The sequence below is a fragment of the Shewanella youngdeokensis genome, assembly GCF_033180165.1.
In the GTDB taxonomy this organism is placed as follows: Bacteria; Pseudomonadota; Gammaproteobacteria; order Enterobacterales; family Shewanellaceae; genus Shewanella; species Shewanella youngdeokensis.
The window spans coordinates 399,780-423,022 of record NZ_CP136522.1 but is presented as its reverse complement, the minus strand read 5'-3'; the positions used below and the strand labels follow the sequence as shown (position 1 = coordinate 423,022).

Annotated in this window: 21 protein-coding genes and 1 tRNA gene; 12 read left to right on the top strand and 10 right to left on the bottom strand. The window is 43.9% G+C overall.

What is annotated here, in order from left to right; all coding sequences use genetic code 11:
* The first annotated feature begins 89 nt into the window (after positions 1–89).
* From RGE70_RS01815 to RGE70_RS01805, 3 genes are all read left to right on the top strand, one after another.
* On the top strand, positions 90–1,118 hold the full coding sequence (locus RGE70_RS01815) for a methyltransferase (RefSeq protein ID WP_310469854.1): 1,029 nt from the start codon (positions 90–92) through the stop codon (positions 1,116–1,118).
* A 182-nt stretch (positions 1,119–1,300) separates the two neighbouring features.
* On the top strand, positions 1,301–2,974 hold the full coding sequence (locus RGE70_RS01810; RefSeq protein ID WP_310469853.1) for a flagellar assembly protein A: 1,674 nt from the start codon (positions 1,301–1,303) through the stop codon (positions 2,972–2,974).
* 82 nt (positions 2,975–3,056) lie between these two features.
* Positions 3,057–4,175, top strand: coding sequence for a site-2 protease family protein (locus RGE70_RS01805; RefSeq protein ID WP_375087886.1), 1,119 nt, complete (start codon positions 3,057–3,059; stop codon positions 4,173–4,175).
* A 69-nt stretch (positions 4,176–4,244) separates the two neighbouring features.
* On the opposite strand, the gene RGE70_RS01800 is transcribed toward RGE70_RS01805, so the two are convergent.
* The gene (locus RGE70_RS01800) at positions 4,245–4,586 is read right to left on the bottom strand and encodes a hypothetical protein (protein ID WP_310469851.1); all 342 of its coding nucleotides are present in this window, start codon (positions 4,584–4,586) and stop codon (positions 4,245–4,247) included.
* Between the two features lie 272 nt (positions 4,587–4,858).
* Between RGE70_RS01800 and RGE70_RS01795 the strand changes: the two genes are divergently transcribed.
* Positions 4,859–5,548 (top strand): GIY-YIG nuclease family protein, encoded by a 690-nt coding sequence (locus RGE70_RS01795; RefSeq protein WP_310469850.1) that lies wholly within the window; start codon positions 4,859–4,861, stop codon positions 5,546–5,548.
* 120 nt (positions 5,549–5,668) lie between these two features.
* Here the strand turns inward: RGE70_RS01795 and RGE70_RS01790 are convergent.
* Positions 5,669–5,753, bottom strand: a tRNA-Leu gene (locus RGE70_RS01790).
* 323 nt (positions 5,754–6,076) lie between these two features.
* On the opposite strand from RGE70_RS01790, the gene RGE70_RS01785 reads away from it, so the two are divergent.
* Positions 6,077–6,211 carry a DUF3149 domain-containing protein gene (locus RGE70_RS01785; RefSeq protein ID WP_310469849.1) on the top strand — a complete coding sequence of 45 codons (135 nt, stop codon included), beginning with the start codon at positions 6,077–6,079 and terminating at the stop codon, positions 6,209–6,211.
* A gap of 60 nt (positions 6,212–6,271) precedes the next feature.
* Here the strand turns inward: RGE70_RS01785 and RGE70_RS01780 are convergent, their stop codons facing one another.
* Positions 6,272–6,889 (bottom strand): superinfection exclusion B family protein, encoded by a 618-nt coding sequence (locus tag RGE70_RS01780; protein WP_310469848.1) that lies wholly within the window; start codon positions 6,887–6,889, stop codon positions 6,272–6,274.
* 235 nt (positions 6,890–7,124) lie between these two features.
* A complete protein-coding gene (gene tcdA / locus RGE70_RS01775) occupies positions 7,125–7,934 on the bottom strand; it encodes a tRNA cyclic N6-threonylcarbamoyladenosine(37) synthase TcdA (protein WP_375087924.1) in 810 nt (269 codons plus the stop codon).
* Between the two features lie 799 nt (positions 7,935–8,733).
* Here tcdA and RGE70_RS01770 point away from each other — a divergent pair.
* A complete protein-coding gene (locus RGE70_RS01770; RefSeq protein WP_310469846.1) occupies positions 8,734–9,774 on the top strand; it encodes a porin in 1,041 nt (346 codons plus the stop codon).
* A gap of 213 nt (positions 9,775–9,987) precedes the next feature.
* On the opposite strand, the gene RGE70_RS01765 is transcribed toward RGE70_RS01770, so the two are convergent.
* The gene (locus tag RGE70_RS01765) at positions 9,988–10,347 is read right to left on the bottom strand and encodes a hypothetical protein (protein ID WP_310469845.1); all 360 of its coding nucleotides are present in this window, start codon (positions 10,345–10,347) and stop codon (positions 9,988–9,990) included.
* A 241-nt stretch (positions 10,348–10,588) separates the two neighbouring features.
* Between RGE70_RS01765 and RGE70_RS01760 the strand changes: the two genes are divergently transcribed.
* Positions 10,589–12,388: a protein kinase domain-containing protein gene (locus RGE70_RS01760; RefSeq protein ID WP_310469844.1), complete on the top strand. Its 1,800-nt coding sequence runs from the start codon at positions 10,589–10,591 to the stop codon at positions 12,386–12,388.
* Here RGE70_RS01760 and RGE70_RS01755 read toward each other — a convergent pair whose 3' ends face one another.
* Positions 12,389–12,973, bottom strand: coding sequence for an FxsA family protein (locus tag RGE70_RS01755; RefSeq protein WP_310469843.1), 585 nt, complete (start codon positions 12,971–12,973; stop codon positions 12,389–12,391).
* A 394-nt stretch (positions 12,974–13,367) separates the two neighbouring features.
* On the opposite strand from RGE70_RS01755, the gene cutA reads away from it, so the two are divergent.
* The 5 genes from cutA to RGE70_RS01730 all read left to right on the top strand — a co-directional run bounded on the left by cutA (position 13,368) and on the right by RGE70_RS01730 (position 20,130).
* The gene (cutA, locus tag RGE70_RS01750; RefSeq protein ID WP_310469842.1) at positions 13,368–13,691 is read left to right on the top strand and encodes a divalent-cation tolerance protein CutA; all 324 of its coding nucleotides are present in this window, start codon (positions 13,368–13,370) and stop codon (positions 13,689–13,691) included.
* Positions 13,688–15,502: a protein-disulfide reductase DsbD gene (locus RGE70_RS01745; RefSeq protein ID WP_310469841.1), complete on the top strand. Its 1,815-nt coding sequence runs from the start codon at positions 13,688–13,690 to the stop codon at positions 15,500–15,502. The genes cutA and RGE70_RS01745 overlap by 4 nt, the downstream gene beginning before the upstream one ends.
* A gap of 227 nt (positions 15,503–15,729) precedes the next feature.
* Entirely contained in the window at positions 15,730–17,361 is a 1,632-nt protein-coding gene (locus RGE70_RS01740) for a cation:proton antiporter domain-containing protein (RefSeq protein ID WP_310469840.1), read from the top strand.
* Between the two features lie 516 nt (positions 17,362–17,877).
* Entirely contained in the window at positions 17,878–19,035 is a 1,158-nt protein-coding gene (gene galK / locus RGE70_RS01735; protein WP_310469839.1) for a galactokinase, read from the top strand.
* Positions 19,036–19,098: 63 nt separating this feature from the next.
* Positions 19,099–20,130, top strand: a complete 1,032-nt coding sequence (locus RGE70_RS01730; RefSeq protein WP_310469838.1) for an aldose epimerase family protein — start codon at positions 19,099–19,101, stop codon at positions 20,128–20,130.
* A 51-nt stretch (positions 20,131–20,181) separates the two neighbouring features.
* Here RGE70_RS01730 and RGE70_RS01725 read toward each other — a convergent pair whose 3' ends face one another.
* The 4 genes from RGE70_RS01725 to RGE70_RS01710 form a co-directional block, all read right to left on the bottom strand.
* A complete protein-coding gene (locus RGE70_RS01725) occupies positions 20,182–20,607 on the bottom strand; it encodes a hypothetical protein (protein WP_310469837.1) in 426 nt (141 codons plus the stop codon).
* Between the two features lie 384 nt (positions 20,608–20,991).
* Positions 20,992–21,114, bottom strand: a complete 123-nt coding sequence (locus RGE70_RS01720) for a hypothetical protein (protein WP_310469836.1) — start codon at positions 21,112–21,114, stop codon at positions 20,992–20,994.
* 32 nt (positions 21,115–21,146) lie between these two features.
* Complete coding sequence (ssb, locus tag RGE70_RS01715; RefSeq protein WP_310469835.1) at positions 21,147–21,815, bottom strand: single-stranded DNA-binding protein; 669 nt, start codon at positions 21,813–21,815, stop codon at positions 21,147–21,149.
* Between the two features lie 31 nt (positions 21,816–21,846).
* A complete protein-coding gene (locus RGE70_RS01710; protein ID WP_310469834.1) occupies positions 21,847–23,214 on the bottom strand; it encodes an MFS transporter in 1,368 nt (455 codons plus the stop codon).
* Between the last annotated feature and the right edge of the window lie 29 nt (positions 23,215–23,243).

Genomic DNA, 23,243 nt, shown 5'->3' with positions numbered 1-23,243 from the left:
TAATAGGTGGCATTTTAATCACAGTTAAAAGTGCATATTTAGACGGTTAGCGTATAATTAGCATTAATTGACCCCAACCTTGAAAACTCATGCTAACCAACGCGTCGCAAGCCATTCTAAGAAACATCGATTTAATCACCAACCAATCTGTACTCGTGCTCAATTACGAAGGCGATACTCTTCCTAAAGCATTATTGGACACTGCCGCGACTGTCAGCGCATTAGCTTTAGATTTTCATCACCACCTTATTATGCAGCCGCATGCCTGTAGCAAGTTAAAGCTGTATTTTGGGCATCAACTACCAAATGAAGATAGCTTTGACAGCGTCATTGTATATTTTCCAAAATCTAAAGCATTAGCACCGTACTTATTTAATCTGGCGGCTAAACACTTAAAGCCGCAAGGCCAGTTAATTGTTGTAGGTGAGAATAAAAGCGGTATTAAGTCATTACCCAAGCAGCTTCCGGATTATTTTGACGCCGCCTTTAAAGCCGATAATGCCCGTCACTGCATCGTATATACCAGCGAGCTAAATCAAACAGCACCGGCAATCAAACTGCAAGACTGGTGCAGCCAATACCCGCTGCAAACCCCACAGGGTGAAATTACCATTTGTAATATGGTTGGCGTGTTTAGTGAAAAAAGGCTCGATGAAGGCACCAAGCTATTACTCGATAACTTGCCAACCATGCGCGGTAAAGTGCTTGATTTTGGTTGTGGCGCTGGAGTCATTACCGCCGCGCTATTAAAAGCTCAGCCGCAACTAAAAATGGCATGTGTTGATATTAACGCTATGGCCTTACTGTCTTGCGAGCTTACTTTAAAGGCTAACAACCTAAATGCCGAAGTTTTTGCCTCTGACGGTCTGGCGCAAACCACCCACCAGTATGACGGTATTATCTCTAACCCGCCTTTTCATGACGGTTTTGCTAGCACCACCGACATTACCACCGAGTTTGTTGCTAACAGTAAAGAGCGTTTAACCAAAGGTGGCCTGTTCCATATTGTGGCAAATAGACACCTACCTTACTCAGAATGCATTGCCGAACACTTCGGCAGCGTCAATGTGAGCGCTGAAAACAATCGATACAAGATTTACTCCAATATAAAACGCTAATAATGCAAATTTAACTGGGCTATAAACTTTTTGCTGGTTGATTTTAAAGCGGTATATTCTATTTAAAATCCCAGCAGTGAGTTTAATCTCAGAACACAGGAATAAGCCTTTGTAACAAAATATTATATGGTTATACTTAAAGTTAATCTCTTTAAAATGATAATCAAGCAATAGGGATTTTAATGCTAAATCCAGAGCAACTAGAGTTAAGTTCAGACGGCTCAAAAGCCGAACTAACATTAATACCTAATATTCACGGCCCTATTATTGATAAAGAAATCGCCGACTTATTAGCTCTTCCCGCATTTTGCAATCTATATCCCCACGACGACGTTATCCAAAATACCATAAAGAAAGTCAACGATCTCAGCGGTCATGACGACGGCAAAAAACCACTAACCGTGACCATTGCCCAGCGCAAAGATGCCATTATTAGCTTTGAAATATCAGAAGATAAAATGCAAGCCACTATGACGCTTACCGCGGCATATGGCGGCAAAGGCATTACCCTTAAAGACATATTACAAAGTCTTAAAGCTGAAAAAATAAAACTGGGCCTGAGTAAAAAGAAAATAGAGTTATCGTTAAAACAATTTGCCTTGCTTCACCCAGGCGAGCAATGCAGCCACCAAATTGCCCACGGTCGTTTAGCCGTCAACGGGACTCCCGCGACCCTAGAAAGAAAAGTTATGCTGGCGCGTGAACGCTTATTACAGCCGCAAGAAAAAGGCGATGGCACCGTTGATATGCGCGACCTTGGCTCAGTGATTATGGTCAAACCTGGTAGCGCGCTTATTTTAAAGCACCCCGCTACCTCTGGCGTTGATGGCTATAATGTTTGCGGCAGCAAATTACTTGCTAAAGCGGGAAAAGATGTCAAATTAGTAGCCGGTGACGGTTCCAAATTTTGCGATACCAACCCCAATTTATTAGTGGGTGTTGTTGCCGGCCAACCTGTAGAGACCAAGCAAGGTATGCAGGTCGACGACGTATTACAGATTAAAGATGTCAACGTGGGTTATGGCAATGTCGACTTTAAAGGCAGCGTGCTCGTTACTGGTGATATTTGCGAAGGCATGGTGGTAAAAAGCAGCGGCGACATCACTGTACTGGGCTTTGTCGACTCAGCCACCTTGATTGCACAAGGCGACATTACCGTGAGTAAAGGCGTAATTGGCCGTCAACTTAAAGGCAACGCCTTATCCACCACACTTAAAGCCAAAGGCCAAATTAGCGCTCAATTTGTGCAATACTCCAATCTTGAAGCCCAAGGAGATATTTTAGTCACCAAGCAACTACTGCACAGCCACGCCAAAACCGAACAAAAACTCACAGTTTGCGATGCCAACAATCGTCGTGGAGACTTAGTCGGCGGCATTGTAGAGGTGAAAAAAGGCATAAAAGTTCGCTCAATTGGGGCAACCGCCGGCACCAAAACCGAAATTATCTGTGCCATGAACATTGGCGAACTCAAGCAAGACGTGACCCAACTTATCGACAGCAGCAAATCAATGACGATAGCGATAAACAATATTCAAGGCCAGCTTGGCAAATTGCCTCCTAAAGCACAGTGGCAAGATGACGAAATGATGGTTGAGCAAGTAAAAGGGATGCTTGAAGAGAAGCGTCGGATTATTAGCATTAAACAGGAACAAGACGCTGAATTAGCCTCTGTGCAACAAGAAATATCGGGCTACTATAGCAACTATCGAATCGACGTATTAAAGCAATTATTCCCCAATGTTGAACTTCGCATTGGCGGCGCCTTTACCCGCACTCAGCGCGAACACGGGCCTTGTTGCATAACCAACAATAACCAAGAAATTGACTTCGATTACAGTATCAAGAAAAAGTAGCTCACGCGCCATAGCAGGTTTAATTGTCTTCAATTGATGTTTAGCGGCATAATAACCCCACTTAAAATCGTTGAGACTAAACGTGGAATTATTGAATATTGACTGCCTGGGTAAACCCCTTCGCTTAGAAGGGTCGATGGCAGGCTGGCAACAACTTTTTTGGGGCGATACACTCGTCTCTGTTATTCAAGCCAGTGCCGACAACGAAGGCCTTAAAACACACACCTTTGAGCTGCATACTGCAACACCAACCGTCGCTGACACAACTGACGCGCAACCTGCAAACACCCTCACTATCACCTTAGAGACTACGCTGAGCTGGCAACCCTTTTTAATTGAATATCGCCTACTACAAGGTGAACAGTTAATCAGCCACGGGCAACGAAACAGCAAAGACATTGAGCAGCAAGTCCCTGCCGTCGCAATTGTAGAGAAAAAACAGTTCAGTTTAGTAGGCTTAGCGTCGCTTGGTTTCAAACTGTTAAAAAGCGCTAAAGTCATTAAGGTCGTGTTAGCGGGAGCCAGTGTTGCTGCTTATTCGTGGTTGTTTTCGTTTCAATTTGCGCTCGCGCTTATCGCCTGCTTAGTGTTTCATGAATATGGTCACATCCGTGCCATGCAGCATTTTGGTATGAAAACCAAAGGTATTTACCTTATTCCTTTTATGGGAGGGTTAGCGCTCAGTGATGAAAAAATCAATACGCGCTGGCAAGATGTGGTGATTTCGATAATGGGCCCCACCTTCGGCTTATTGATGTCGATTGCCGCCCTAGTTGCATACTGGATCACTGGCAATATTTTCTTTGCCGGACTCGCCTCTTTTAACGCACTTCTCAACCTGTTTAACTTACTGCCGATTTTACCGTTAGACGGTGGGCATATTTTAAAAAGTATCAGTTTTTCAATGAATAGTGTTATGGGGCTTGTGGCGTGTATCGCTGGCGCCGCCATTGGTGTGTATATCAGCTATTCTCTTGGGCTTGCACTGTTGGGCTTTTTACTGCTGATTGGTAGCGCTGAAATTGTATTTGAATGGAAAACCAGGCACCAAAGCCACCTGCTGCCGCTTGATCGCTACGGCCAGATATTTTCAACCGTTTGGTACTTGCTTACCGTTGGGGCATTAATTGGCATTATTTGGTATTTTGCCAGCAGCGGTGACGACATGCTCGCATTGCCTTTAACGATTTTAAAAAGTTAACAAACTACAATAATAACAAAGGCATTTATGATGAATGCCTTTGTTCTGCCGAGTTATTTTATGACCACACTACAATAAAAAAACATACTCAACGAGCCCAAGTAATACTGTCAATACTGCAGGGGTAAGCATTAAGAACGATAAATATTTTTTGGTATAGGTCACTTTCTCACTAAACACCACATCTTGCATTTTCGACAGTTCACCCTCATTAATCGATTCAAGCGCTAAATATTGTGCCCACTTATTTTCATTACCCATTTGGCGTCCGCGCAAACAAAATATCTGCCAAATATCAGGGTAATGCGACTGCACATGCTCACACATTAATTTATTAGCAGTATTTGACCGGTATGCATAAATGCCCAAAGAAATACTATTGAGCACCATATAGATCGGCAGAAGTTCCATTGCGCCTCCGTTATTAACACTTTGCAGCTTTGCATTTAAGCGCAAACACCGCTCAAATACCAATCAAAAATGAATAGATAGCCTCAAATAAACACGGCTTACTGTCAATTTAGCCTCTAACAGCCCCAGTGGTAACGCTCATCCAATTTGCAAAATGGTCTATATTGCAAGCAGTTAAACCAGCAAGCTTCATCAATGAGCTCCAGCCGTTACCTTGCGCTTGATTGTATGCGTTATCATAACGTTTTCGCGCCATAACAAACTATATCGTCATGCAAAGCAGCTTTATCTACGTTTATCAACTCAACACACCTTCTGAAGTTGTCATAAAAGTGGGCCATGGCACTAGCCTCCCCCAAGCGAGAATGGCCGACTACTGCAAAACCTACGGCCTTGATGTTATACCATCCAGCCTCAGATACTGGACAGTGGCTAATTCTGAACAAGCAGAACGACAGATCTTCGCCTTACTGGCTAGCAAGCATTATCGCAACCTAAAAGAGGGAATTCGTGGTCCGCAAGAGTTATTTCAAGCGCCAAGTTCACTCACATACGACGCAGTGGTGAATGATATCGAAGAGGGAGTAAAGTCACTAAACGGCGCGAAAGCATATTCGTTATCAGAGTTAGTCGGCGCAAAGGCAGCGCCAAAGAGAAACGTAACAACCAAGCCTGTAACGCGCCAAACGGCAACACCTATCAGCATTGATAAAGTCCAAACCGACACGCAATCTGGTCGCAAGGTAAAGCCACCAAAAATACCAAAGTTCATACTCGACATTGCACCGAATGTGATTGGAGCCTTAATTGTTTATGTACCGTTGATACTACTTTTAATGGCTATTATAAACAGCTTGAGTGAGGCAGGTATTACATTAAAGGATTTACTCTTAGGCGTGTTTTGTATCTGGTTTTTAAGTAAGTTTGGTAAGAAGACCAAGAAGCGTAGTAAGTTTTTTTGATACGCAGGTGCGCTGTAGATTTATTATAGAGTAGCAAGGCCGTTAACAACCACGCGGCCGAATTTCAGGCACAAAAAAACCGACTTAATGTCGGCTTTAATATTTTCTCTTAAAGAGAAATGGTACCTGAGGACGGACTTGAACCGTCACTTCTTTCGAAATCGGATTTTGAATCCGACGTGTCTACCAATTCCACCACTCAGGCTTTGTTGCTATCTCTGTAGGTGCGTTGCAGCCCCTAAAGAATGAAATGAATTATACCTGCGGATACCGGAATGGCAAGTATTTTGATTTAACCTTCCCGTCAACCGAACAAAAAGTAAACTTACAACGCCTAAATGATTATTTTAAACACAACAAATCAGCTTTAGCTGACACAACCATTAGTAAAGGTTGATCAAGAACATCTTTATTAGACAAAACGCATTAGCCTAGCGATAACCGTTTATCAATTTGACCTAGATCAATTATTAACCAACCCAGCGGGTGTACGTTAAAGAAGTACTAAAAAGAAAAGGGATTTAGGACATGACATTCTGGTTAGATTTGATGTTTGGCAATGCCATAGGCTTGCTGTCAATGATAGTGATTTTTTGTACCATTGGCATAATGTCTTTTCTGATGTGGATGTTTTATACCAAGTCTGCCGATCCTAAAAAGTAAGCGCTATGTTCATTAATGCAAGGGGGCAATATGCCCCCATTTTTTTATCTAGAAATCAATTTATATGGCTTGTTTACGCGGTGTCACAAAGTTACTGATAAATTGTGGCCGCGCTTTGATCAGGTTTTTCATCTCTTCTGCGCTAGGCTCACCAACCGGAAAACGTAAAACTTGGCGATTTAAATGCTCCCGAGCACGCATAGATATTTTAAAGTCGGCCGTAGAGCCTTGAATGGCATAATGCTTTTGATTGCCTAGCGACTCCAAAATACCGGCCTTGGACAAGCTTTTCACTGCAGGTTCATCTTCTGGTAAAGTCAGTATGGTTTCTCCCTGCAAAAAAAACTCACGCAATAATGCACGCTCTGTTGGATCAAGTAATTTTACTTTTTCTTCGATCATTTCAATTGAACGCTTATCGTTTAAATAGCTTATCGCTTCATCAAGAAAGTAGTTCAGTATTTGAGTCAATAAATAGGCGGCGCCAATAATCAACCCCAAGCCAATGTGGTTTGCATGAGAAACTGAAAGCTCAGCAAGACTAATAGTGGCCAATAAGCTAGTAGGGGTAAATAACAGGGCGGCACAAGAAATAGAAAGCCACAACATAGCATTAAAGGTCAATTTTTTTATTGATACGCTTTTAAAATTGAAGCTGCTCATCGTTATTTTTTGCATCACTAAACCCAGTGTCATAATTCTGTTGTTAACTTTATAAAAGCAAAATATATGCCAGAAAGATGAGTTATTACTGCTGATTTATCGATATCAAAAGAAAAACTTAAAGCTGCTTAAAATGAGGTATACGCAGACGTGACTAGCAAAATATAAACTACTGATAGTAATCGAAAACACAATAGATTAAACACTGGTGGCCTATGCTCACCAGTGTTTATGATGCACAACAACCAGACTATTGAGCAAGGTCTGCTTTAGCCGCAAGCTTAGTTAATACTCGGCTCACAGCAACAAAACCAAAAGTGCCAGTAACGACGGTTACGGCGCCAAAACCTGAGGCACAATCCATACGCATAGTGCCGTCGGCGGTCGCTTTGGTGCTACAAACAGAGCCGTCTGCTTGTGGGTAGACCAGCTGCTCGGTCGAAAAAACGGCTTCAATGCCAAACCGACGCGCCACGTTTTTTGAAAAATTGTACTCTCGGCGAAGTATGTTACGTACCTTAGCCAGTAGCGGATCTTGATATGTCTTAGCCAGATCGGCCACCTGAACTTGAGTTGGATCTGTCTGCCCTCCAGCCCCACCCACAGTAACTAGAGGCAATTTTTGACGCTTACACCAAGCAATTAGCGCAGCTTTAGGTTTAACGGCATCAATACAGTCCACTACGTAATCTAAATCGCCGCCGACTTTCTTGCCCTGAAAATAGGCTGACAAATTGTCGACGGTAATAAAATCTTCAATTTCATTAACGATGCATTCAGGATTAATTTGCTTTAATCGCTGCGCCATCACCTCAACTTTAGACTCACCAATAGTGTCTTTTAAGGCATGGGCTTGACGGTTAGTATTCGTTACACAAATATCATCAAGATCGATTAGCGTGATTTGGCCTACGCCACTTCTTGCTAATGACTCTGCGACCCAGGTGCCCACGCCGCCTATCCCGACAACCACAACATGTGATTGAGCAAAAGATTGCAGTGCTTGTTGGCCATATAAACGACCGATCCCCGCGAAACGATTTAAGTAGGCGGCGGACAAAATTTGTTTTTTCAAGGGTGATACTCTACATGGTGTGGGATAAACAAAACGCTTTGATCAATTTTATCTCATATAACGCTAAAACTCTAAATTATTCACAAATAGACAGCGGTATGCCCAACACATTTCCAGAATAAATAAGAATCATTCACTCACAAGAAAACAACGGTTTAGGTCGCTAAATATTCACTAAAACAGCAACATTTACTTATTATTTCAGCGCTTTATTTTTGGCATATTTATATGAAATATCAGCTTATTAAAAATAAGCCGAAATACTTAAAATTACATTAACCATATATTAATCAGTAGCATAAAAAAGTGTGAGCAATATCAACTTATAAAGAGGGCAATAACTAGAACAAAATACCATCGCTTATAAAAAGCACACTTTTAAGCCTTACGCAAAAATCAAGCTATTAAACGGCCAAAAACCAACACTTATCGACTGTAATTCAACAGCTATAATTTAAAACCACCCTTAACGAGACACATTTTCATAACAAAAAACACACAGCCAGAATAATACCTGCACATTGAATACTTCTTATCATAATCCCATAAGTCACGGTTTTAATAGAAGTAAATATTATTGCTTTGCTGCTAATTTAATTTCAGCAAAAATACTCGTTCCTTATGTTCGGAAGTGATAATGTGACTTACTTCTCAACTTTGAGGTGATAAATCTGTAATATCTCCCTCACATTGATTTGGGTGCTGAGTGCCCATAACAAACATAAAAGTCTATGTCAAAGTCATAATAAATGAATAAATAACTTAGGTTATGGGAGCACATCCATTGAAAAAAAGACTCATATTGGTATCAGCATTAACCCTTACTTCATTTGGTACATTAGCCGATGGCCCAAACCTATACGGCCGCTTAGATCTTGCACTATCAAACTCAGACACCGCTGCGACAATAAGAAACAATAAAGACGGCACTGTGCTAGAAAATAATTTATCGCGCTTGGGGTTAAAAGGTAGCGAAAGCCTAACGAGCAACATCGAACTGCTTTACCAAATAGAATTTGGCGTAGAGAGCATGACCGAAACCGAAAGTAGCAGTGGCGACCGCGAAACGTTTACATCGCGTGATACTTTTCTAGGTATAAAGTCACCTATCGGTACAGTACTTGTGGGAAGTAACGGTTCAGCATTCAAGGTTTCCGAAGGGGGGATTGATGCATTCGGTAGTACCAACGCAGACATTGACCGGCTATTGATTGGCCAGTCTCCATCACGTGATGGCATTTGGTATTATTCGCCAAAAATTGCCGATCTCATCACGATCAACGCAACCTACCTAATTGAAGACAACTACATCGATGCCAGTGATGACGATGCAGTTAATGCCTATCACGACCAATACACTTTAAACGTAATGGTTGGTGATAAGAAATTGAAAGCTCAGCCTTACTACCTTGTTGGTGCTTATACCACGCTTGACGGTGTCGATGCCTACCGCGCTGCAGGCCAAGTAAAAATAGGCCATTTTAAACTTGGCGGGATCTACCAAAACACTAAAAGCCAAACCACAACAAAAGAAGGCGATACCTACCTTGTTAGCGTGGCTTACAACTTAAATGGCGTTAATTTAAAAGCTCAATATGGCAAAGATACAGCTGGTTTTGGCCGTTATTACTCTAAGATCACTGACGAAAGCGCAACCGACATCAATGTGCAAACTCTCACCGTGGGAGCAGACTACAAAATCACTAAATCAACCATGCTATATGGCCACTATGCTATGTACGAAGGCGACCACAAAGTGGCAGGTGCTACCGTTGATTTAGACGATGACAACATCGTTACCTTTGGTATGCGTTACAACTTTTAGTCGGTTATTCATATTGTTAAAACCAAAAAAGCGACCAAATGGTCGCTTTTTAGTTTTATATCAGTACATAACCTAACACAGCTTATCGAGCATTAGCGGTTTTAACCTTGATAGTGCCTGCGTTTTGGCAATCACAGTTGCTGCCAGTAATAAGCTTAGCGCTTAAACAGCTGATTTAGAGTGCTAACTTCCCTTAGAGAGCTAAATCAAATGTTAAGATACGTTTCGAGCTGGAATATTGAGCGCTGTTTGAACTTTTCTTAACCAAAGGCAGTTTTCGCATTCACAATGGCGACGAGACAAATGATGCGGAGTCAGGCTTGAATCAATAAAATCAACTGCAAATAATAACTGCTGCCTTAAATCTTCCATTGTTTTTTGCTCAACAGCAATGTTCTCATCATTATGATTCATCCAAGTGCATTCCATCCCTTGATGGCAATTAATACACTGCATATCCGTTTGATTAAAAAAACCTGCATGTGGGCATTGGTTCAATTCCATTGATTGCAGAATACGCTGCCTAGGATACTCGAGCAATTCGATTAACCGTGACTTATCTACCTCTGACATATGATCACCTTTGTACTGATGTGGCCCTAAACATAAGCACACCTTTCAATTTTTACACCATTCAAGACTAACCCTCTAGCTATTTTACATAATTGATTTACATCAATATCAGTCCCAATAACGCCCTCTCAATGTCACGATTCACCTGCTTTTAAAACGCATATTTTGTCTGTTCAATTAATCAACTTGGACTATCGGTGTGAATGTTGATTTAATAAGGTGCAACCACAAGGAGCGAGCATTGCAAACACCCGAACTTAAGCACTTTTATATTTCAGAAGAGCAGTCGATATATTTAATGGCTGCCAACGACGCCCGCAAGCGCCGCGCTTGGATGAGGCTATGTAAGCAACAACTCAGTAAGTTAGGTTATAAGGAGTTCGAGCTAGTTGGCAAAGGTGCCTACGGTTTTGTATTTGCAGGTGTGAATGCACAGGGTCAATCACATGTGTTTAAGTTTTCTCGGTTAACACTGCCCCAGCATGTGCAAGACAGGCTTGAAGAAGAAGCATTTATGTTGTCTCAAGTCATCCATCCCAACGTGCCACCGCTAATTAAATTTGAACATGTGGGCAAGCAGGGTATTTTAGTGATGGCACGCGCTCCCGGTGAAGACCTAGAACAACTGTGCTTACGCGTCGGTGCGCTCCCCGTGGCAATGGTCATGAATATTGCCCGCCAGTTAGCGGCTATTTTGCAATATTTGCATCATGGCCGACCGCTTATCCATGGCGATATAAAACCCTCTAATTTAGTTTACGATGTAAAAACACAACACCTATCGTTAATAGACTGGGGCTCTGCCGTCTTTGCTCAGCGCGACAACGACGGTAACCCTGTCAATGGTAACGTAATGGACCTAATGTCGAGCGACCAACAGCACACTAATGCACGTATGGGCGATGTGTATTTCATCGGTGAAGAGCAACTTAACGGCGCGCTGTCTAGCCCACGCTTCGACGAGCAAGGTATTGCTGCGACGTTGTATGCATTGGCGTCAGGCCAGGCAAGCCGCTTTGGTAGTAAGGTGATCCCCGCTACGAGTATTGGCTTACCGGTTGAATTAGCACGCACATTAGACGGCATGCTCAGTGAAGATCCAATACAGCGTAAAAAAGCTGGCGACTACTTTCTTCGCAGTATGGCGCACAGCCATCGCATGTACCTGCCTCAGTTAAATACTCCACCAGTGAGCGCCGATATTCCGTTGTGGATTTTACCCCGCATCGATGAAGTTGAAACCGTTACCTACAGTTCACGTAAAGCGTTTTTGCAAGAACATAATACCGACGACCCCATAGCTAAAATGGACGACCTGCAATTAGAAAAATACTATCGCAACTTTATGGCTGGTATGGGTGATACCGAAAAAGGCTTTATCGCTGCGGTTGGGCGCTTAGCGCAGTACGACCTTGTCGGCGGTCTAGCGATTCACTGGCGTGAAAACGGGGTATTTATTGATTCTAACCTTGCCTTATATAACCCAACTCAAAAGAAAGCATTAACCATTGCGGTCAACAATATGGTCACGCTAGCTCGTGGAATTCGCCGAATTGGAGTATTTAAAGCCTGCTTTTTCAACGCCAGAGATACGCTTCACATTGAGCGTGACCATGAACAGTTACCGTTTGTGGTTGACCTAGAACAACAACTGCCATTTGAGGTGGGTGACGTACCTTCGTTTGAAGCACGCTCAAGGCTTCACTCTTACTTTGAGGATGGCCGCGATCCGGAAGAAAACTTAGAGCTCCCAGCCGAGATCATGGCTGAACTGAATATGATTAACCAAATTCATCACACTGGCTGCATTATTTTTGAATCTTTGCCTAATCACATGAAAATACACAGCTATTTACGCTTACTCGCCCCAGACAAAGAGGCAGATTTCCGTGATTGTTTAGACCGTATTTTAAATCATATCGACAAAATACAAGGTATTGGGGTGTCAGGTTTTATGAAACTACCCTATAAAAACACCCGCAAATTTAGCCATATAGAACGAAAACCCGATAACTTCTACCCGCGAAACCCAAAACTTTAACTAAGGCTTTGGCTCGGGTTTATCTTGCTGCTCGTCTTGAGCGTTGGGCTTGCCGTCAATTAGCGGCGCATCAAGGCGTTTATCGTTAGGCTCTTCGTGGCGTTCAAAATCACCATCAAAGGTATTACCATCATCAAACGGTGAACGGCCATGTTGCTGCCCAAATGGACCACCTTGACCACCCATGCCTGGACCAAAACCCGCCTGAAAACCCCCATTGCTGTTGGCTTTTAACTGCATTCTTTTGTAGAAATAGCCTGCAACAGGAATACGCGTAAACGGTGTTAATAAGATTAGCCCCATAAAATCAGTGACAAAGCCTGGAATAAGCAGCATTAACCCTGCAACCGCTAGCATCATCCCTTCCACAATTTCTTGACCCGGCGCTTCACCGCGAGCCAATTTTTGCTGCACTTGCATTAAGGTGCTAACGCCTTGGCTTCGAACTAATGACACCCCGACCACTGCGGTAAAAATCACTAAGCCAACGGTGGTCCAACTCCCCAACGCTTCACCCACTCGGATCAACACCGAAAGCTCCGTTATCGGAACCAGTACAAAAATTAATAACAAAGTAAAAAACACGTAAACCTCACAATATTCGCGGTGATAAACATTAAATTGGGGTTACTCAGCCCTTTTTCAAGTCATTGAGGCCAGCTGCCACCAATAGTGGCGCAGAAACATCGCCTATACAAGTCATCCCCCTCAGCACTATTATCGTAAACATTTATGCACAATGGCTATTGGTGTACGGTTAATGGTTTAAGCCACAAAAATAGCTATCGCGATAAACCACAGCGCTAACTGTATTGCTAGGTAAAAACTACCAGTATCACTATTTTTACGATGGCTTAATGCATGCGTTAAGCAAAACACGTACAGTACCGATAGTGAACAAGTTTAACGCAATAAACCGCCTGTAGATTGACTCTTTATGCGATTATTGAATCATTAACGGGTAGAGAAAAAGTACAAGATGGAAACTGAATTTTTACTAGTCGTCACCACTTGCCCCGACGAAGCAAGTGCCAAATTGATAGCTCGTCAGTTAGTCACAGCCAAGCTGGCTGCTTGCGTACAGATCTCATCATCGATGACATCCGTATATGAGTGGCAAGGGGAAGTGTGCGAAGAAACGGAATTTGGTTTACACATTAAGTGCCTCGCCCAGCACTTTGATGCAATTCAAGCCGCAGTATTAACACTGCACCCCTACGATGTTCCTGAGCTTATAGCAGTACCTGTTACTCTGGGATTACCAGCCTATTTTGATTGGATAAAAGAAACCACACTGTCATGAAAAAAATCATCACCCTACTGCTAGCCTCACTGCTAATACTGAGCCCGCTAGCACATGCAGATAACACATTTGGCTCCAACGAGTTTTCCTTTTTAGACGGTGAGCCCGAACTCATGCCGGTGGAAAAAGCCTTTGTGTTTGATTTTAATCAAAAAGGCAATATGGTCACTGTTAGCTGGGGCATCGCTGACGGCTACTACATGTACCGCGACAAACTAAAGTTTGAAGCCAACGGTGCTGTACTGGGTGAAATTACCTTACCTAAAGGCAAAATTCACCACGACGAATATTTTGGTGAGCAAGAGGTCTATGAGTCATTTATTGAACTGCCTATTGCAATCAAAGAGGCCGCTGCAGGAGATACGTTAAAAATTACGTTTATGGGCTGCGCTGAAGGTAAGCTCTGCTATCCGCCAACTCGACATATTATCGACCTTGCTGACGTTAGTGCTAATGATGGCCAACAAAGCCCTACAACGGCCGTAGCAAGCACTGCACCGAACAACACACAGCCTATCACCCAACAAGATAGCCTCAGCAAAATGCTGGCGAGCGACAGCCTAATTTGGACCTTAGTCATATTCTTTGGCTTAGGAATTGGGTTAGCACTAACCCCTTGTGTGTTCCCTATGTACCCAATTTTATCTGGGATTATTGTCGGTCAAGGCGAAAAACTATCTACCGCTAAAGCATTTAGCCTGTCGATGGTTTACGTTCAAGGCATGGCAATCACCTATTCAATTGTTGGGCTTGTGGTTGCATCAGCGGGGATGAAATACCAAGCAGCCCTACAACACCCAGCAGTATTGATTGTGCTGGCTATTTTGTTTTTCGTTTTAAGTTTGTCGATGTTTGGCTTATACGACCTGAAGCTACCTTCAAAGTGGCAAGAAAAAATGAACGCCATCTCAAACAGCCAAAAAGGCGGCAACGTTATTGGCGTGTTCTTGATGGGCATTATCTCAGGCCTTGTAGCCTCACCTTGCACCACAGCTCCTTTGTCTGGCGCACTGATTTATGTCGCGCAAACAGGCGACCTATTACAGGGCTTTTTAGCACTTTACGTATTAAGTATGGGGATGGGGCTACCGCTTTTGATTATCGGTACTTCAGGTGGCAAAATCCTTCCACGTGCTGGTAGCTGGATGGATATCATCAAAACCATTTTTGGTTTCCTACTCATTGCGGTATCAATTGTAATGTTAGGCCGAATTTGGCCAGGCTTTATCTCTGACCTATTGTGGGCCATATGGTGCTTAGTCTTGATAGGCTATTTGATGCATCAAAATAAGCTAACAGAGTTTAACTGGAAGCAATCAGTGCGTTCAGTTTTGTTGCTACTAGCACTACTTGGCAGTTTCTCTTTCGGACTGCAAACCGTAATGCATCAATTTGGCTTTGAATCTCATGCCAACGCTAGCCTCACTAAAGCTAACAAAGGCCAAGGCCATGACTTTGAGCGCATTAAGTCTCTTGCCGACCTTGATGCAGCCATTGCGGTGGCATCAGCCGAAGGCAAAACAGTTATGCTAGATCTGTACGCAGACTGGTGCGTTGCCTGTAAAGAGTTTGAAGCCATTACCTTTAAAGACGCAGCGGTCGCTGAGCGCATGAGCAAGATGATATTGCTGCAAGCCGATGTAACTAAAAGTGATGCGATTGACGTTGCCCTATTAGAACATTATGACGTACTAGGTTTACCGACACTCATCATGTTTGACGAAACAGGCAAGCCTAGACCCGACTTAAGAGTCACCGGTTTTATGGGGCCTGAAGCATTCGCTAAGCACCTTGACCACCTCGTAAAATAGTGGCGTAAAACGAGCCAATACCCATACCTCTGTTGGATGCCTTTATACTGATAAAAGCCATCCAGCAGAGATTGTTATCGCTCAAGTTAACGCTAACCCTCCTTTCAGTGACAAACCAAAAATAATCACTCTAACGTAGTAGACAATCGCCTTTAAAATCGCGACCCTATTATGTGCGCATATTCATGGCGAATTGACTCGCCAACATCAGTTTAGTTAGGAGCACTATGGAACCTGCGATACTCATTATTACCTTAGCCTGTGGCATGCTAGTTAGCCGAGTGGGGCTGCCTCCTTTAATCGGCTACTTGGTTGCGGGGTTTGTGTTATTTTTATTTGGTATTGAAGAGTCCAGCCTGCCAATGCTCGAGCAGCTTGCCAATTTAGGGGTAACCCTACTGCTGTTTGCGATTGGGCTAAAGCTCGATATTCGCAGCCTGTTTAAAGCAGAGGTGTGGGCAGGTTCAAGTTTGCATTTATTAGGTTCGATGCTGTTTTTTATTACGCTGTTAAAGCTTTTAGGCTTGTTAGGCTTAGAGCAACTAACCGGACTTGAACTCAATCAACTGGGGCTATTAGCGTTTGCGTTAAGTTTTTCGAGTACCATTTTTGCGGTTAAGGTTTTAGAAGATAAAGGTGACATGCAATCCCTTTATGGACGAGTGGCGATAGGGATCTTGATCATGCAAGATATCTTTGCCGTGGCGTTTTTAACCATATCAAAAGGTGATATTCCCTCCTACTGGGCATTAGCGCTACTGTTGTTACCCTTAGCAAAGCCCTTTATTTACAAAGCCTTTGATCGTGTCGGCCACGGCGAATTGCTAGTTTTGTTTGGCTTAGTCATGGCATTAGTCATGGGCGCTTGGTTATTTGAACTTGTCGGCTTAAAACCTGATCTTGGCGCACTAATCATTGGTATATTGTTAGCCGGACACCCTAAATCGTCAGAGCTAGCCAAGTCACTGTTTTACTTCAAAGAGCTATTTTTAGTCGCGTTCTTTCTCACCGTGGGTTTAAACGGTTTACCAACCTTTGCCGACATGGGTTTGGCCGCTATTTTGGTGTTAGTGGTGCCGATAAAAATTATACTGTTTATGTACCTGCTCACCCACTTTAAATTACGCTCACGTACGTCGTTACTGGCATCGTTTAGCTTAGGTAACTACAGTGAGTTTGGCTTAATTGTCGCTGCTGTTGCGACCTCTAAAGGCTGGTTACCACCACAATGGATGGTAATTTTAGCGGTGGCATTAAGCTTCAGTTTTCTGTTTTCTGCACCTCTTAATATAGCTTCCAACCGCCTTTACCAAAAATACCAACATCGATTACATCGATTAGAGAAACACCCGTTACATCCCGAAGACCGCCCGATTGCAGTGGGTAACCCGCGTTTCCTTATTCTTGGTATGGGCCGGATCGGTTCTGGTGCTTATGATGAACTGCGAACATTATATGAAGGTGAAATCCTAGGGGTAGAGCATAAACAGGAGCTTGTTGATTACCACAACCAGCAAGGTCGCAATGTTGTTCAAGGTGACGCCTCTGATACCGACTTTTGGGAAAAACTGGATGACGCTCCCAACCTAGAATTAGTGCTATTGGCAATGCCGCATCACGTCGGAAACTTGTTTGCCGTTGAGCAACTTAAACGCCTAGATTACCAAGGAAAGCTTAGCGCGATAGTGCAATATCAAGAAGACAGTGCCGCCTTAAGCCAGTCTGGTGTACATAGTGTTTATAACCTCTATGAAGCCGCTGGCTCAGGCTTTGTTGAGCATGTTGTTAAAGAGCTACTCAGCCCAAAAGGTGCGGTGCCTGATCACCCTGACGCGGTCAACCAGCCACGCCTAGATTAACATTTGTATGCAATAGGCGACCATATTGGCCTCGCCTATTGTTATTTGTCATGCCAAGCCGGTACAGGGCACTAGTTCTGTCGCCTTCTAAAAACGGTTAAACGTCAGGCAGGCCTACCTGCCAATGCTACCAGCCAAGAGGTATCCATTTACAGATACCTCTTGGCTGTTCAAATAAATCTCGCCTATTTGTCCGCTCTATGAATCCACCTAGCACAAATCACTGCCAAAGTTACGATAATCTATATAAAACAATAGAAAAACTCAGTTTCATATGCCGCTAAGTCGTGATATAAACCATTAAAGTGTAAACAGCCTGCAGTACATTTGTGGCGAAAAAGCGGGGCAAAATGACAAAAATAAGGCGCATTAATCATCATTATGCTTCACTTAACAGTACACCTGAACAACTTAACATGCAGTGGCTAGGATGCTAGGTATAAGAAGGCGACAAGGTTATTGATGACCAAAGCACTAACGCTTTAATCGAAATGACTAACTTTCGGAAAGTAATTCATGCCCAATCCAGCTCAACGAGTCAATAAACTTTTTGTACAAACCTTTGGTACTCAGGCCGATGCGATTTACCTTGCCCCGGGAAGAGTAAATATCATTGGCGACCATACCGATTATAACGAAGGTTTTGTATTACCTACCGCCATCAATTTTCATACCTTTATTGCGGTTAAACGTCGCGAAGATAACCAGTTCCGCGCCGTATCTGCCGCCTTTCCCGGTGACGTAAAGCAGTGGACTTTTGGTGAAGAAGGCAGTGCCCCGCAATTTCTAGAATGGGCCGATTACCTCAAAGGGTTTAGCGCTGCCATGGCGATGTCAGGCTTAACACCAAAAGGTATAGACCTCGCAATAGTCAGCAATGTGCCTCTTGGCGCTGGGTTATCTTCTTCGGCGGCGCTAGAAATTGCTTTTGGTACGGCAGTAAACGATGCCAGCCAGATCAAGTTGTCACCCCTTGCTATTGCCCAACTGGCACAGCGCGGCGAGAATCATTACGTTGGTGCGGCCGGTGGTATTATGGATCAAATGATCAGCGCACTGGGTCAGCAAGATCATGCGCTGCTAATCGATTGTCTCGATCTAGATTGCGAAGCCGTTAGTATTCCTGAAAACTTAAGCTTAATCATGATCGACTCGAGTGTTGAGCGCGACCATGCCGAGCAGGAGTACGCCCTGCGTCGAGAGCAGTGCGCTCAAGTTGCACAATACTTTCAGCTCGACTCTCTTCGCCACCTAGCCCTTGCCGATCTCAATGCGGCCAAAAATGATCTAAGTGACGCAGGCTATCGACGCGCCAAACATGTTATTACCGAAAACCGTCGCACCCAAAATGCCGCATGGGCACTGGAATCGGGCAACATTGCACAGTTGAGCCAATTAATGGCTGACTCGCATATATCGATGCGGGATGACTTTGAAGTATCAGTTCCAGAAATAGACTTTCTAGTTGAGATCATCGCTAACGTGATTGGCGACAAAGGCGGAGTCAGAATGACCGGTGCTGGCTTAGGAGGCTATATAGTTGCACTTGTTGACCACTCACTCACCGACGCAGTCGTTGAAGCGGTTGAGCAGCAATATACCCAAAAAACCGGCCTCGAAGCCACCATCTATTTATGCTCTGCAACCGATGGTGCCAGACAGTTCACTAAGTAAAATTAATGCCTCGGATTAGCGGCATAACTCCCATTTGTAGTGCACGACTTACAAGGAAAACACATGGTACGCTTTACCCCCCTAGACCCTTGGACTGACCCTCGCGGTGGCCAAATTGAACGGGTAAGAATTGATAATGGCCACCTCGCATTAGAAGTGCTCAGTTTAGGTGGTATTATTCGCTCACTGTGGGTTCCTGACCGAAACGGTGAGCGTGGTAATATTGTATTAGGTTGTGATAATGCCGCTGACTATTTAGCGCAATCAGCCTATTTGGGGGCCATTGCAGGCCGTTACGCCAACCGGATTGCAGGCGGACAATTTACTACTGATGGCAAGCAGCATCAGCTCGATGTTAATCAAGCTGGTAATTGCCTGCATGGAGGCAAAGAGGGTTTTCATCGTAAGTTGTGGAATTTAGGCCCGCTACCTGATGGCGTTCGCCTAAACTTAGTCAGCCCTGATGGCGATATGGGGTTTCCGGGTAAATGCACTGTGCAAATAGATTATCGTCTAGCCGGCAATAATCTCTATATTGAAATGCTAGCCTGCAGCGACAAGTCTTGCCCTATCAGCCTAACACAGCATAGCTATTTTAATTTAGATGGCTCTAGCAGTAACTTGCAACACGCACTACAAACCGACTCAACACAGTACTTAGCAATGGATGACACTGGTGTTCCTAATCGTATTTGTCAAACTCACAATAGCGCGTTGGATTTTCGATTACCAACCACATTACAGTCGCTTATTGGCGCCGAAGAGTTAATTGCGACATTGGGAATTGACCACTGCTTTTTACTCCCTAAATCTGCCCCACAGCTACAACGTTTTGGCCGGTTAAGTTCAGCTAAAAGTGGCCGCGGCATGACCTTGTATACCAACCAACCTGGCGTACAAGTTTATGGCGCCAATTATTTACAAGGCACATTAGGTAAAAGCCAGCAAACATTGTTCAAATATCAGGCCGTGTGCTTAGAGCCTCAGCAAATTCCTGACGCGCCAAATCAAGCCAATATTGCCGGTGACGCTGTCATTAAGCCTGGGCAGGTCTATCACCACATCAGCCGTTATAAGTTTGACAGCAAAGCATAAAAAAACAGCGCTGCGGCGCTGTTTTTATTTATTAATCATGACCAACTAATATCAATCTTCGAAGTCTTCATTTGGCCAACTGCTTTCATAATCGCTGCTTTCCGCAGACTCCACTTCAGCTTCAGCCTCTGGTTCTGCCTCAAAAGCAGGTTCAGGTTTAGGCTTTTTAGGCACACATGAGGTGGGATTGTGAGCCTCAACCCAGCCAGAATGTTGCGCCATAAAGGCTTCACGGGCAACGTTCCAAGCGGCGCTATAAGTTGCCTTAGCAGCGGCTAAAGCCTCTCCAGACAGCTCGTGTAAATTGACTTGAACAATCTCTTCCGCATACTCAATAATATTGTCACGAGTCGTATTATATAAATACACTCTGCCAGCTGACGCTTCTGGAAATTGCTTGTCATGAATAACAACTGTGTTGCCACGTGAGGTCCTGAGTTCACCGTACCAAACTGGCTTTGTAGACGAATTGTACATATATGCTAACACCCTTAAATCAACACATATTAATGAAAATAAAGTCAATGCCACTCGCATTCACTTCGATATAACTAGCGCTTACTCTTATAATTTAAGCCGCTTTATGATTATTTTACAATGAATCTCACTTGCTAAACAAACTGACTTTTCATGAGTAATCTCAAAATATTGTGTATTTTTCTCGCTAGATATCGAATTTAGTTCAAAGCCATAGTTATTCAAGTTTTTAACCGAGTAAACAATAAATAAATTCTACCCACCATGACAAAGCCGTTATATATCAAGCTTGTAGAAAGATAACCCCTAACCCTTATGAACAACCTTGTCACCGAAACAGTGTCAAAGCATGCTAACCACTTAAGCACCTGTAATTAAAGACATTTAAAATTTAATGCTGCCTTGATTACTTACGATAAAGAAATTCATTGTCGCGGGGTCACACTCTTCACTTTGCTGCATATACAAAAAAGCCGCGATATACGCGGCTTTTAGAGAAGTAGACATTATTCGTCTTTACACTTTAAGCAAGTTCCGGGCTAGAACGGGATATCGTCATCCCAACCATCGTCCAAATCTGGCGTCACATTTTGCTGTGGCTGTGGCGCTGGACGCTGTTGTGGAGCAGCTGGTGCAGCTTGAGGTTTAGGAGCATAACCACCTTGCTGTGGCGCTTGGTAGCCGCCTTGAGCAGGAGCAGCTTGCTGCTGTGGTTGCTGGTAACCGCCTTGCGCAGGTGCTGCCTGAGGCTTAGGAGCATAACCACCTTGCTGAGGAGCTGCTTGTTGTGGTTTAGGTGCGTATCCGCCCTGTTGTGGCGCTTGTTGTTGGTAACCGCCTTGAGCAGGTGCTTGACCTTGACCGCGACCACCTAGCATTTGCATCTGACCACCTTGGTCAACTACCACTTCAGTGCTGTAACGGTCTTGACCACTTTGGTCTTTCCACTTACGTGTTTGTAGCTTGCCTTCAAGGTAAACTTGAGAGCCTTTACGCAAGTATTCACCAGTGATTTCAGCTAGTTTGCCAAACATCACTACGCGGTGCCATTCTGTGCGCTCTTGCTTTTGACCGCTTTGGTCTTTCCAAGATTCACTTGTCGCCACGGTAATGTTGGCTACGGCATTGCCGTTCGGCATGTATCTAACTTCAGGATCTTGCCCTAAGTTACCAACCAAAATTACTTTATTGACACCACGACTGGCCATTGAAATCTCCTGCAATATTTAAATTTTTTCACTAATTGACAGAGCCTAACACAGCTCTGGCTTCTCTCAAATCGAAATGGTCATCTACTTTTAAATAAGCCACTTTCTCTTCGAGTACGACAATCGCTTCACAAACGCCAGTGAGCTCAGCCAGTTCGCTGGCCATCACTTTAGCCCCTTGCTTATCACTTACATCGGCCTCTAATGTATAACTCTTGAGGATAACTGGGTTTTTCATTCCAAAAGTTAACAAAAACCAAATACACATCAAGCCTAATGCAACCACAAAAACCCCGGCTGCACCCACTAATTGATACGCTCCACCACCGAGTAAACCACCGCAAAAAGCACCTAAAAACTGGCTAGTTGAATATACACCCATTGCAGAACCTTTATCGCCAACGGGACAAAACTTTGCAATTAAACTAGGTAACGATGCTTCGAGGTAATTAAATCCGGTAAAAAACAGCACCACCGCAAGTGTCAACACCACTAAGTTATGGGAAAACAATGCCATAGAACCTAACGCTGCCATCATAATAAGCAGTGCAATTTGAAACATCGCTTTTGTGTTGTTACGTTTAACCCCAATAATAATCAGCGGTACCATCAAAAAGAACGCGGCGATGAATGCGGGGAAGTACAACATCCAGTGCTCTTCTTTCGCAAGCCCGGCGTCAACTAGGTCTAAAGGTAACGCCACAAACACGGCTGTTAATACTAAGTGTAATATAAATATGCCGGCATCAAGCCTAAATAATTGCGGGTCAACCAGCATGCGCCGTAGCTTTTCTGGTGCCGCCACGGTGTCACCTTTTGGCGCTTGCGCAATCGGATTTGGCACTAGCAATTGTACAATTAACATGCCCAACAACGCTAAGCCCGACGTCATGAAAAATAACCCCGACAAACCTAAATGCTGCGCTACGATAGGGCCAACTAATAACGATAATGCAAAGGAAAAGCCAATACACATGCCTATAATGGCCATAACTTTGGTGCGCTGTTCATCACGCGTTAAGTCGGCCGCTAACGCTAATACTGCTGCCGCAATAGCGCCCATACCTTGCAATGCTCGCCCAGCAACCACGCCGTAAATAGTATCGGCATTGGCGGCAACAAGGCTACCGATAGCAAAAATCAGCAGTCCGATAAGAATGATAGGTTTCCGGCCGTACTTGTCCGATAAGATCCCCATAGGGATCTGAAGAATTGCTTGCGTTAAGCCGTATGCACCAATGGCGATACCGACCCACAACGGTGAAAAACCTTCCAGATGCTGCCCGTAGAGTGCGAATACAGGCATGATCATAAACAGGCCCATCATCCGCAGTCCAAACACACTGGCTAAAGAAAACGCGACTTTTTTCTCAGTCTTCGAAAGTCCGTTATTGGCCATTGCCCCGCCCTGTTTGGTGAACTTTTATT